Origin of the sequence: Streptomyces sp. NPDC127119 (assembly GCF_042677425.1) — a bacterium.
In the GTDB taxonomy this organism is placed as follows: Bacteria; Actinomycetota; Actinomycetes; order Streptomycetales; family Streptomycetaceae; genus Streptomyces.
In genome coordinates this window covers 15,639-27,487 of the sequence record NZ_JBHXTO010000008.1, presented here as the reverse complement: position 1 = coordinate 27,487, position 11,849 = coordinate 15,639, and the positions used below count along the sequence as shown (strand labels likewise).

9 protein-coding genes and 3 pseudogenes are annotated in these 11,849 nt (G+C 64.8%); 6 read left to right on the top strand and 6 right to left on the bottom strand.

What is annotated here, in order from left to right; translation table 11 throughout:
- Positions 1-297: 297 nt before the first annotated feature.
- Positions 298-453: pseudogene (locus ACFVH5_RS06195) on the bottom strand (ISAzo13 family transposase); the annotation flags it as partial.
- Positions 454-1,191: 738 nt separating this feature from the next.
- On the opposite strand from ACFVH5_RS06195, the gene ACFVH5_RS06190 reads away from it, so the two are divergent.
- Complete coding sequence (locus ACFVH5_RS06190; protein ID WP_385832413.1) at positions 1,192-1,659, top strand: hypothetical protein; 468 nt, start codon at positions 1,192-1,194, stop codon at positions 1,657-1,659.
- A 257-nt stretch (positions 1,660-1,916) separates the two neighbouring features.
- On the opposite strand, the gene ACFVH5_RS06185 is transcribed toward ACFVH5_RS06190, so the two are convergent.
- A complete protein-coding gene (locus tag ACFVH5_RS06185; RefSeq protein ID WP_385832412.1) occupies positions 1,917-3,959 on the bottom strand; it encodes an ATP-binding protein in 2,043 nt (680 codons plus the stop codon).
- A gap of 362 nt (positions 3,960-4,321) precedes the next feature.
- Positions 4,322-4,588, bottom strand: coding sequence for a hypothetical protein (locus ACFVH5_RS06180; RefSeq protein WP_385832411.1), 267 nt, complete (start codon positions 4,586-4,588; stop codon positions 4,322-4,324).
- Positions 4,589-5,103: 515 nt separating this feature from the next.
- Between ACFVH5_RS06180 and ACFVH5_RS06175 the strand changes: the two genes are divergently transcribed.
- The 4 genes and pseudogenes from ACFVH5_RS06175 to ACFVH5_RS06160 form a co-directional block, all read left to right on the top strand.
- Positions 5,104-5,793 carry a hypothetical protein gene (locus ACFVH5_RS06175; RefSeq protein ID WP_385832410.1) on the top strand — a complete coding sequence of 230 codons (690 nt, stop codon included), beginning with the start codon at positions 5,104-5,106 and terminating at the stop codon, positions 5,791-5,793.
- A gap of 157 nt (positions 5,794-5,950) precedes the next feature.
- Complete coding sequence (locus ACFVH5_RS06170; RefSeq protein ID WP_385832409.1) at positions 5,951-6,538, top strand: hypothetical protein; 588 nt, start codon at positions 5,951-5,953, stop codon at positions 6,536-6,538.
- A 9-nt stretch (positions 6,539-6,547) separates the two neighbouring features.
- Positions 6,548-8,308, top strand: coding sequence for a hypothetical protein (locus ACFVH5_RS06165; RefSeq protein WP_385832408.1), 1,761 nt, complete (start codon positions 6,548-6,550; stop codon positions 8,306-8,308).
- A 35-nt stretch (positions 8,309-8,343) separates the two neighbouring features.
- Positions 8,344-8,442 (top strand): annotated as a pseudogene (locus tag ACFVH5_RS06160) (lamin tail domain-containing protein); the annotation flags it as partial.
- Between the two features lie 190 nt (positions 8,443-8,632).
- On the opposite strand, the pseudogene ACFVH5_RS06155 reads toward ACFVH5_RS06160, so the two are convergent.
- The 3 genes and pseudogenes from ACFVH5_RS06155 to ACFVH5_RS06145 all read right to left on the bottom strand — a co-directional run bounded on the left by ACFVH5_RS06155 (position 8,633) and on the right by ACFVH5_RS06145 (position 10,876).
- Positions 8,633-9,719, bottom strand: a pseudogene (locus tag ACFVH5_RS06155) (integrase core domain-containing protein).
- A 53-nt stretch (positions 9,720-9,772) separates the two neighbouring features.
- Complete coding sequence (locus ACFVH5_RS06150) at positions 9,773-10,036, bottom strand: hypothetical protein (RefSeq protein ID WP_385832407.1); 264 nt, start codon at positions 10,034-10,036, stop codon at positions 9,773-9,775.
- A 255-nt stretch (positions 10,037-10,291) separates the two neighbouring features.
- Positions 10,292-10,876 (bottom strand): SMI1/KNR4 family protein, encoded by a 585-nt coding sequence (locus tag ACFVH5_RS06145; protein WP_385832406.1) that lies wholly within the window; start codon positions 10,874-10,876, stop codon positions 10,292-10,294.
- Positions 10,877-11,004: 128 nt separating this feature from the next.
- On the opposite strand from ACFVH5_RS06145, the gene ACFVH5_RS06140 reads away from it, so the two are divergent.
- Complete coding sequence (locus ACFVH5_RS06140; protein WP_385832405.1) at positions 11,005-11,832, top strand: S1 RNA-binding domain-containing protein; 828 nt, start codon at positions 11,005-11,007, stop codon at positions 11,830-11,832.
- Positions 11,833-11,849: the final 17 nt, after the last annotated feature.

Below are 11,849 nucleotides of genomic sequence, written 5' to 3'. Positions count from 1 at the left end.
CCTCACGCACGGCCGACTCTGGGGAGAATCTGGGGAGAATGAGCTGCGTAAGACGTCATTCAGTTGGTGAGCCTGCGGTGGCATATGAGGGGTCTGATGCAGGGTTGGGTGACAAGTTCGGTTACCCGGCCTGGAGGGCCGATGGGGTCATGACCGTCTCGAACTCGACGGGGGTGAGCCGGCCGAGCGAGGCTTGTTTCCGGCGTCGGTGGTAGGTCTGTTCTGAGGTGCGTGAGGCGTACGTCGACCAGGCCGAGGATCTGACATAACAGCTCGGGCCTTGACCTCGTGAAGGCCCCTGCGTCCTCCACCAGGCCTGAGTACCCGGCCCAGAGGTTTCTCGCCGACCTCCAGTTCGTCCACGCCCTTACGGACCGTCGTCTCGCTGACCTGAGCCGCCCGCGCGACCGCCCGGATACCGGAATGGCCCAGGATCCGGGCCTCGGCCCCCATCATCAGCCGCCGCTGCCGTTCATCGAGGTGCGGGAACAACACCTCGAGCCTTACAACGAGTTGACCGCGGACCTCGCCGGGGACGCTCACACCACAGCAACGAGCCGCATCACGGGAAGCAACACCTTAATTCTCTGCGAGCCCTAACGTCATCACGAAGGCCGTCCTCACTCTGGCGAAGCAACGCTGAAAACGCTAAGTGACCCTCCACGTGAAATGCGAGAAGAAAAATAGACAATTTCACTCAAGGGATGTCCCGCGAGTGTCCCGTTCAGGTAGGGGCTGTAGGCTTCCCTTATCTGTGACAGGGAGGGGATCAATCCAAACATCCCGTGGTTTTAGAGGGGTAAGTGTGGCCTGGAGAGAAAGCGGTGGAACATGTCACAGCAGGGTGATTCTGATTCGCCAGATAACAGTAGTTCGACGCGCCCTTGGTGGAGGAGGCCGACGCTTATTACAACGTTATCTGCCGTGGTGGTTGCAGCGATCGGAGGTTGGTTACAGCAGGGAGGGATATCACTTGTTCAGTCCCTCTTTGGTGAGGGTGGAGAGTCTTCTCGCCCACTGGTCAGCATTGAACCCGCAGACCACGTGTTGTGCAACAACTGGTTACTGCGTGAATCTCCGAAATCTGTTGCCGATGTGTTGCGTCAAGAGCTCCCTCGGGGCACATCCGAGTCAATTATGGAGGAACAGAGTCGCGTTGCTGCCGATGTACTCCGGCGCACAGGATCTCAAGTGTCCAACGGAGAACTTGTTGAGGTTACCGTGCAAGGGGAGAAGGAACAGGCGATCATCCTCACCCGCCTGGAGGTGATAGTGAAGCAGAGGTCCAAGAAGAACGGTGACGTAATGGGGGTGGGATTTGGCTGTGGGGCCGCATTGCCTCCCCGAAGGTACCAGCTTGATCTCGACGCTCCCGTGCCAAAATTCAAATTAGTGAAGCAGGATCCGGATTCGGGAGAAGACGTCGTTGAGGCCGTTAACTTCCCATACAAGGTTTCATCTGCCGAGCCGGAGTATCTTGCCTTGGAAAGCTTCACAGAAGGGTACACGGTTTGGAAGGCAAAACTCCACTGGGTCATGGACGGGAAGACAGGGTATACGGAAATCAATGACCATGGCAAGAATTTTGTCACGTTCAAGAACTATCCGGAAGACTATTGGTTCAGTACAAACTCGATGGAATTGTCGGAAACTGAGTGAGGGGTGTGAGTGGCCACGCAGCCACGCCAGTCCCGCCATGGTTTCCTCGCTCAGCGCTGCAGCGGTCTGCTCCGCGAGAGCGCCGCCGACCGCATCGAACAGCGCTGCAAGGACCGCTCCATGGGCGGAGAAGCCCGCGAGGAAGGTCAGCCCATGAGTGACGCGCCCGATGACGATTGCCATCAGGAGGATGACGGCCGTGTGCATGCTGCGGCGTGTTCGGCATACGGGACCTACCGTGGGCGCCTGTGATGGAGTCAGCTGGAAGGGAGTCCCAGCTTGTCGAAGAACGCTCGGTTCCGCTCGGTGGCTGCGTTGACGAGACGCTCGAAGCTCATCACTTCGATGTAGGCCTTGTACGACTCGTTGAAGCCGAAGTAGCCCATTCCATCGTGGGTGGGACGCAAGCCCGCATACTTACATCTGTTCTCCATTGTCGACGTGAGATCGGCGATGACATAGCAGAAGGCGGGTGGCTCCGGCGTCGAAGGGATCGGCCGCCCCGACACTGTCTTCACGCCGCCGGCGCGCACGCGATTCACATACTCAAGGCACTGCTGGATCGGGTCCTTGCCCTCCGACGCGTCGTTACGCATCGGCCGTTTGATCTCGATCACGACGATGGACGGCAGCGGGAGCTTCTCGCCCTCTGCGGCCAGCACCGGAGTGTCGACGAGCCGCGTCGCGAACAGGTCGGGCTCCGTCGTCGACTCGGATCCCGTAGCGGGCATGCTCCTGAGCGTCTTGTCGGAGGCAAGGTAGTCGTGGAACGCGAGCCGCTCGTCGATGATCCAGAGGTTCGAGGCGTCGGTGCCGATCTCATTGGAGTCGGTCCGCATAGGCATGAGCAGTGAGTGGATGGAGTCCTCCCTGCTGTACCTGCCCTGCTCGTCAGACCTGATCAGTTTGGCGAGGACGTCGAGCATTACTCGTCGGCGCGAGACGTACGCGGCCAGATCGGACTGATTTATGTCCTTCACCATGTCGGCGTATCGCTCAAGCCGTTCCGCGTAGTCTTCCGGTCGTACAGAGCCGACCTCGTTGAAGACGGCGTGGCCCTCGGCGAGCACAGTCGCTTCGAGCTTCTGCAGGTTGCCGTGCAACAGCAGTTCAAGCTCTTGGTCCTTGATGGACGGATCCACGGTCACGCCGAGCGACTCGAGCCGGGATAGAACAGGCCTGTACCGTGGCGCTCGTTTACTCACGAACTCGTTGACCCGATGCTTGCCTTCCTCGCGTGCCGCGCTGAGCGGGACCGCAAGAATCGTCTCTACTTCCTTCAGTACCCGGTCGCGGATGTCGTTCAGCGACACGTCTTCGGTCAGCGTCGCGCCGGGCACACGCTCAGGGATGTCGAAGGCTGTGCGGTCAGCGCGGACGTGCTCGTCGAGGAAGCTGGAAGACAGGTAGCAGACATAGGTGAACTGGGCCGACGTCTCGTCTTTGAGCTTCCCGTACAGACCTGGCACCTTGCTCGTGAGATTCTCCTCCACCACCACGCGGTTCGCGGCGCACCAGTACAGCCGTGGCGTGTGATTGCGCGTTGAGGACTTCAGACAGAGGTTGACCATGTCGAAGTGCTGCCCGTTGACCTCGATTCTGGATGTCGGCATCGCGGAGTACACGAAGTCATTCATGAGGTCGTCCAGCGAGACGGTTGTTTCACCGTCGGTCACCATAATCACAGGCGCACTTCCTGGGCGGAGGAAGTACCAGATGCAGTGCTCGAACATGTCGCGAGCGATGGCGTCGACGCCCTTCAGCGCGCTCTGCTGGAAGGGTTTTTTGAACCCGTCAAGGCACACGGTCGTTCCGACTTCGTCGAGGCCGTCCTCCTCCACGCCCTGCTCGACTTCCCTCTCGACGGAGAATCGGAACTGCCGCCCGCGGATGCTTCCGGCGCCGTCGTCGTAGGCGCTGCGGATGGTGACCCTGTCGAATGCCTTGAGCCATAGCAGTCGCCCCACGCCTCGGCAGCCCATGTCGACCTTGTGGTCGCTGTCCAACGTCTCGAACGACTGCATGTTTTCCGGGGTGAAGCCCACCCCGTTGTCCTCGATGCTGAAGCCGACGATGGGCTTGAGCGCCGCACGACCAGGACCGGCGGGGACGAGTTCGAGTTGTTCGTGCGAGCTGCGCTTGATTCTGACGGTCAAGCGCCCACGCTCGACGTCGTTGGCGAATCGGGCGTCGATCGCCTGAATACCGTTGACGACGGCCTCGAGAAGGGGCAAGAGGGCATGGCTCTTAGGAAGGCTTGTGTTCCTGACCCGGCCAGCCAGTGACGTGGTCAGCGCCATGGTCTCCTCCTTGCTCCGACACCGCAAACCCTATCGGTGGGCGCTAGCAATCGCGGCCCATCAATCGAACTGGCTCCGGAGCCTCGGCCATGGCCGCCCGCGATGCTATTGCTCTTGGCTTACAGGGCAGTAGAACCCTTCGGTCCCTCGGCGAGGCAGTAAATGGATAGGGCACTTTGACTGGCCAAGGCTCAGCTGTCAGGCGTCCTCTCGGAGGTTGTCGAGTCGGTGCTCAGTCAACGCCAGTGCGACTTCGGACTGGTTGAGCGCGTGCTCGCCGTCCCGGATGCGCCACTGCAGTCGCTGCACGGGCGGGGCGTCTGCTTCTGGAGCACCAGGTCACCGAGCTCACGCAGCTCCGCTTACGCGCCTTGAAGCTGCTCCTCGTGATGTGCCGACCGGCCCCTGAGGTGGGCGACCTGCTCTTCCCACCAGCCCACCCGCGATTCACGGTCGAGTGTGGTCCTCCCCTCAAGCCAGGCACGGAGCTCGGCCTGGTCGACGTCGCCGGGGAGACCGGTGGCAAGGGGTCCTTCGGGTGCCGGCATGTCGATGGGGATGTGCGACAGCAGCACCGCGGGGGTCGTGTCGAGCGCGTAGGCGATCGCGACGAGGTCGTCGACGGTCACAGGGCGAGCACATCGCTCCATTTCCTCGAAGGCGGCGGTGGGAGAGCCGCTCGTGACAGTGCCCGATAAGGGCAGCGCCGGAAGGCAGGGGGGCGTGAGGACCGCGGCGGATGCAGGCCGCGGGACGGCTGCGGCGGCAAAAGCCGGGGCAAGGCGGAAGGGCCGGGAGGATGGGGGGCGCGAAAGTGAGGGCGCGCCGGGGCGCGCGTTGCGGTTGAGCGCCCCGTGAGTACCTCGTGCTTCCGCTATTCAAATAGGAGTTTCCTACCTCGGTGTTATGCCCCTGCGTGGTCTCTACTGTGGTCGCGATCGCCAGTTGCAGACAGTGGTGGGCGAGCGGACCTGGCCTCGGGGGAAACGGGAGGCCGGGCAGTCCGTGCCGCTCGTCCTGCCCTTCGCGCTGGCCATCATTCAACATCGTCGTTTTCGTGCCGCGCGCCCCCTGGGCGTACGGCACGGCCCGGTGATGACGCGTTTCCCGGCCCAGCCGGAAAGAACGAAACATGAGGGCGGGAATGGATCTCACCAAGCAGGAACGCCGTGCACGACGCCGGTGGGGCGTCATTCCGAAGTGGTTCGAACTGCTCGCCATCTGCGCGGCGACCATCGCGGCCGGATTCTTCGGCGGCCGGGAGACGGTCGTACGGTCCGAGGGCCCGCAGCCGGAAATCACGGTCACGGCGACCGCCACGACCACGGTCACCGCGACGCCGGATCCCGGCCGGAGCACGGACAACCAGCCGCGCAAGGGCTCCGTCACAGACGGGAACGACGGCGAAGAGGCGTCCGACGCCGGTTCCGTCGTCTACCTCGCGGAACGCGACATCATCGACGACGACGGGGACATCTCGGCCCAGCCGGTGACCATCCGTGCAAACCACTACGCGAAGAGCGTCCGGCTCGGGTGCACCGCCGATGGCGCGAGTGCGGTCTACAGCACCAGCGGATACTCCCGTCTACGGGCCAAAGTGGGCATCCTTGCCGACTCGCACAACGCGATCGGCTCGGTCGGCTCGATCCAGGTCGCCAACGCGGCTGGCAATCCCATCGGCGAGGAAGTGACGATCAGGTCCAGCCGGATCGAGGATCTCTCCGTCGACATCACGGGGCAAGACCAGATCAGAATCACCTGCGTCATGACCAAGTCCGGTGACGAGTCCTCGTCCTACTTCTACAGCGGCCTGGGAAATGCCTCGCTGTCGTGACAGCGGCGGCCACTGATCCCTGTCCGCCTGTCTCGTGACCTGCCGAACCTGCCGGTTCTCCCGGCCCGCCCGACCCGCCGATGCACCGGCATCCGTTTCGCGCGGTGCGTGCCGCCGCATCCTCAGAGTGAGATAGCCATCACTCTGAGGAGGAGTAGTGCCGGACACCGAGCACGAGGGCGTCAGTGTCAGCCAGCTTCTGTTGATCGAGTACACGCAGGTGAAGGACGAACAGAAAGCGCGCATCGGATTCCGGGACAACCTGCTCTACGCCACGTTCGCGGCCATGGCGGCGGTGATCGCGGCGACCCTCCAGGACCCTGTGCGGGTCGCCCTGCTGCTGCTCCTGCCACCCGTCTGCGTCGTGCTCGGCTGGACCTATCTGGTCAACGACCAGAAGATCTCGGCGATCGGCCGCTACGTCAGCACGGAACTGGTCCCCCGGCTCGCGGCCGGGACACCGCCACGTCAGGAAGGGGCAGTCTGGGCCGTGTTCGGTTGGGAGGCGGCACACCGCAGCGACCGCCGCCGCAGGTCCCGCAAGTGGCTCCAGCTCTTCGTCGACCAACTGACCTTCTGCGGCGCCTCACTGGCCGCACTCACCGTCTTCTGGGCGACTGGCCCCGCCTCCACGACTCTGCTGGCCATCTCGTTCGCCGAGTGCGCGGCAACCGTGGGTCTGGCCTTCCAGATAACGGTGTACGCCGACCTGAGTACCGGTGCCCAGCTGCCCCGGACGGAATAGAGGGTTCACATGTTTCACACGGCAGATGCCATCGTCTTCACCGCGCTCGGCAAGGAATACAAGGCGGTGAAGGAGCATCTGGAGGCGCCGTTCACCGAACACGACGTGAGAGGAGCCCTGTTCGAGTCCGGCACCTTCCAGGGCAAGCACGGCCCGATGACGGTGCTGTGCCACGAGACGGGGCCGGGCAACTCCGGCGCGGCGGCGCTCGTCGAGCGGGCGGTGGCGGCGTTCGGACCGCGGAACATCTTCTTCGTCGGCATCGCTGGCGGTCTCAAGGACACCGCTCTGGGTGACGTGGTTGCGGCTCGCCACATCTACGAGTACGAGAGTGGCAAGGACCTGGCGGACGGCTTCGCGCCGCGCATCACGACGCACCTGTCGGCCTATAGCCTCCTTCAGCGGGCTCAGACGGTCGCCCGCGACGACGACTGGCGCGAGCGCGTCAAGTCACCGCTGTCCGGGCTGGATCCGCAGCTCGCCGGCACCGTTCCGCAGGCCCATGTGAAGCCGCTGGCGGCCGGCTCCAAGGTGGTCGCCGACGAGCGCTCCGCCACCGCTCAGCTTCTGCGACGATACTGCGGCGACGCGGTGGCCGTCGAGATGGAGGGGTACGGCTTCCTGCAGGGCGCCTATCTCAACGCAGGCATCGGCGCCCTCGTGGTGCGCGGGATCTCTGACCGGCTCTCCGACAAAGGCGAAGACAACGACCGGCTCTGGCAACCGGCGGCGTCCCGACACGCTGCCGCGTTCACCTTCGAGGTGCTGTACCACCTCGTCCCACCCGCGCACTCCGCCTCCAGCGGTTCCGTCTCCTCCGGCCGGGCCTCCGCGGGAGCCTCGTCGACCGGTGCCTCCGCGCAGCCTGGTCTGGGAAGGGGCGTACGGGAGATGCGCAGGACGCGTCCCGCTGAGGGGCCGTCGACGATCGGCTTCGGCCCCGATCACATGGCCGTTGTCGTGGCGGGCGACGGATCCATTGAACGGTGGGACCTCGGTTCGGGCGAGGAATTGCCCGGCGCTCCGGGCGGCGCCGAACTGCGCCTCGGCCACCAAGCCATCGTGTCCCCGACCCGGCACAGCGTCGCAATCGCCCGTCCCAGGAGCTTGGACCTCGTGCACTTCACGGGAAGGTCCGGTGAGCACCGATGCCGTTCCGTACCGTTGCGCGCCGACGAGTTCCTGGTGACCAGCGGGGGAGAGGTGCTCGCCACCCACGACAAGCGCCGTGTGGCCGTACGCGCCTTCGATGACGCGCGGATTCTGCGGGAGGTGCCGTGTCCGGTCGGGCTTGCGGCGACCTCGATCAGCGCGGACGGCTCGGTGGTGGCGATGGCGACCACGAACCGGGTCCATGTGCACCGTGAAGGCGCACCGCCGGTCGAGAGACGGATCCGCAACTGGATGGAGTTTCTCAAGCCGGGCTGCTGGCTGGCCGTGTCCCCGTCCGGCCGGTACGTGGCGTGTGCGAGTTTCCGCGAGCTGATCGTCTGGAGGACCGGTGGCGACGAAATCGTCCTGCGGCGCGAGTTCAGCGGACAGGAACGCTTCGACGGACTCGGCGCCAAGGGCATGCGGCTCGTGTGCGCCGACGAGGGCCGGGTGCTCTGGCTGCGGCGAGGTCTCTTGTCCCAGGTGACGGACGGACCGGAGATCCGACACCTGGAACAAGCGGGTCGCTACGACGACTTCGCCGTCCACCCGGACGGCCACTTGCTAGTGGCAGTGGGAGGCACGGACCTGGTGAAGGTGTGGGAGTGGAACGGTTAGTGAGCTGTTTTCATGCTCACGTTGACGCGGGGCACAACCACTCCGACACCGCCACCCTGCGCAACGACCACGACCGCCGCATCGAACGCGAGTCCTGGGGCCGCGGCCACGGCGGCGGTCACCACCGCCGCTGACCACCCCCAGCCCAGGCCATCACTGTGAAGTGAAAGCCCACGGCACAGTACGACCTGCGGCGGCATTCCCCGACGGCCACACCAACCACCGAGCAGCGCCGCCGCTCGCATGCGCCGACACTGCGGCGATCTGCCCGTCGCCGACAGGCCAGACGTCTGCCTGTGGGGCTCGAAAAGTCATCGCTGCTGCTCAGCCCGCATATCGGTACTCGTTGATGATGCCGCCGAGGATACGGGTTCGGAGGAGTCTGCGGTCTTCGAGGTTGTGGACGGGGGTGGTCGGCTCAGTGGCCTCGGAAGGTCGCTGGTGCCGGGCACGGTGCGGCCGATGCGTGTTGTAGTGCCGGGCGAACTCAGCCAGTACCCGTGTGGCGTGGGCCTCGTTCAGGATCAGGACGTGGTCGAGGGCTTCGCGACGGATGGTGCCGATCACTCGCTCGCAGTGCGCGTTCATCCGCGGCGCCCGGGGGTGCGCTGAGCAGCACCTCGGCCTCCTCCGCTGCGAAGACGGCATCAAAGGCCGTCGTGTACTTCGCATCCCGATCGCGCAGCAGGAACCGCGGTGACCGGTCGCGTTCGCCGAAGCTGACGGCGGTGTTGCGGGCCTGCTGCACCACCCACGCGGCCGCCGGGTGCGCGGTCGCCCCGGTCACGTGCAGTCTGCGGGTGCCGTGCTCCAGGAACGCCATGGCGTACAGACGCTTCCCCAGCACGGTGTCCAGATGGAAGAAGTCCGCGGCCACGATGCCGTCGGCCTGCGCGGTCAGGAAATCGCGCCAGGTCGGGCCGGTGCGGCGTGGGGCCGGGTCGAGGCCGGCGGCGTTGAGGATCTTCCACACGGTGGAGGAGGCAATGGGGTGCCCGAGCCGGGCGAGTTCTCCTTGGATTCTCCGGTGCCCCCACCGCGGGTTCTCGTGTGCCAGTTGCCGCACCAGGCGCTCGAGGGCGGCTGCGGTGGGCGGGCGACCGGTGCGTGCGCGCCGCGCGCTGTAGTCCCACTTCGCAGCGATCAGCCGGCGATGCCAGGCCAGCAGCGTGCCTGGGGTGACAGGGAAGGCCCGGCTCCAGCGGTGACGGGGTATCAGGGCGGACAGCGCCGCAAACCACAGCCGGTCGGAGGGCTCGTGGCAAACCTGGGTCTTCAACTGCCGCCGCAGCACGGCGTTCTCGTGCCGCAGCACCAGCACCTCTGAGTTCTTCGCAGTGTCACGGCGCAGCAGCACGCCGGGGACGGACAGCAGCCTGCGGGCCACCTTGTACAGCAGCGAGACGATCACCGGGTCATCCTGCCAGCCGCAGCCGATCACGGCTCCGACGTGCAGCGACGACCTTACGAGCCCCACAGGATCTGCAGGAGCGGGTTGCCGAGCATGTCGCGGGCATGACGCTCGCTGTTCAGGACGCGGCCAGCGAACTCGCGGCTGGCCGCCTGGACGCGGTAACGGTAGGCGTCCGCGGCGGGTCCACTGACGTGCTCGCCAGCGAGGAGACGGCGTTCGTCCTCAGCGATGCCCTCCATACGGAAGAGCCAGTCCTCGAACGCGTAGTCGTCCAGGAATCCGGCCTCGTAGGAGCCCGCGTATCCCTGCAGCATCTGCGTGTACGCGTGTCCGTATTGGATGGAAGCGGCGATCAGACCGCGGGGCTTGCGCCTGATAAACCAGGCCAGCTTGTGGACGCTGTTCTGCGCTGACCATTGACCACTGGCAGGTTGCAACGGCCTCCTCGTGGCCATGAAGCCGTCAGTCGTCATGGATGTCGTTCCAGGATGGTTTTGGGAGTCACTGACGCACGATCTTCTTGATCAATGTCAGTGAGGACCGATGTCCTCGGATGCCGTCCAGAGCTGCTATGAGGTGGGACGCGCGCGTCTTTCAGTGGTGCGGCTGGCGGGCGAGGTCAGTTCGAGCGCCCGGCTGTCGTGACCTGCCGCCATCTCGTCCAGCCAGAGTTCATACCAGGCGATGAAGTCGGGGGTGGACGAGAGGTCGGGGCCCCAGAAGCCATCGGAGTTGCCCGTGACGATGCGGCCGGTCAGCGGTCCCGTGACTCCCAGCAGAACCACGTCGCTACATCCTGCTTCGATGATGTGCAGGAACCTGTCGCCTGGACGTGCACAATCTTCGACCGTGGTGAAGCCCTGCGGGACCCCATCCTCGGCCCCTTTCGGGTCCATCGTAAACAGCTCGCACCGGCTCAGGGGCAGGAGTCCGTAGAACGGGGAAGCCCCGGTCGCGCCAAGGAACGTCAGGAAGTCGCGGTAGGGGGCAGGAAGCACGACTCCGTGGTCAGTCTCGAAGGCGTCGAGCGTCGCTGGGCTGACGGTTCGCCCGAGCTGGAAGCGATGGTTCTCCTCGCCGAAGGAGTGGCTGCGAAGAGGGCTGAAGGGGATCCGGGCGAGCTTCCGGCTCAGGCGGGGCAGGCGGGGGTCCATACGTGATCTTCTCTCGTTCGGTCCCGAAGCCTAACGGCGAGGGATGCGCGCCCACCACCGAACAGAAGCGGTGCCTGGTGGAGTGCATGTCCGCTGCGCCCGGGAGGCACTCGGGCTAGGCTCCGCCCATGTCCGAGCCCGGTTCCGATCCTCGCCTGCAGTCTTTCCTCAACAAGCTCCGTCCCGGTCCGGTCCGCAGGGTAACCGTCACCGGCTTCGACAGGTCAGACGTCTTGGTCGTGCTCGGGGCATCGAGCGAGGGGAACAACGAAGCTGGCCGAATTTCCCGGGACGAGGCGTCGATGCACCGTATCGACCATCCGTCTGAGGTCTTCGAGATCGGCCAGGAACTCGATGCTGAGGAGATCGGACGGTGGCGCGGAGAACTTAGCTTGTCCGCCCGCGCCTGCGAGAACTCCGAGCTCCGGACCTTCCTGCTCGCGCTCCAGCCAGGGAAGATCGTCTCCGGGACCGTGTCGGAGGTTCACAACTTCGGCGTCTTCGTCCATCTCGACGGCGAGCCCGACAGGCTATGCACTGGCTTCATCCGTGTGCCCGAACTGACCTGGTCGCGGATCAGCCACCCCTCGGAAGCGGTCGAGGCCGGCCAGAGGATCACCGCCGAGGTGCTCATCGCCGAAACACGTCAGGGACAGGTCGCGATCTCGATGAAGGCCCTGCAGAAAGACCCTCTGACCGAGTTCTCTGACCAATCGGGTCAGGTCCTCCACGGCACTGTCACAAAGATCGTCCCATTCGGCGTATTCGTGCGCGTCGCCCCGGACGTGGAAGGGCTCCTTCACCTGTCCGAGATGACGAGCCAGCCAGCAGTGACCCCTGACCAGCTCGTGCGCGAGGGCGATCAGATCACGGTCCGGGTTGCCGAGGTCGACGTTCAGCGTCATCGGGTGAGGCTGTGTGCGGCAGAGAGGCAGGTAAACGGCGACTCGCAGTGATCACGCTGTCAGCGTCT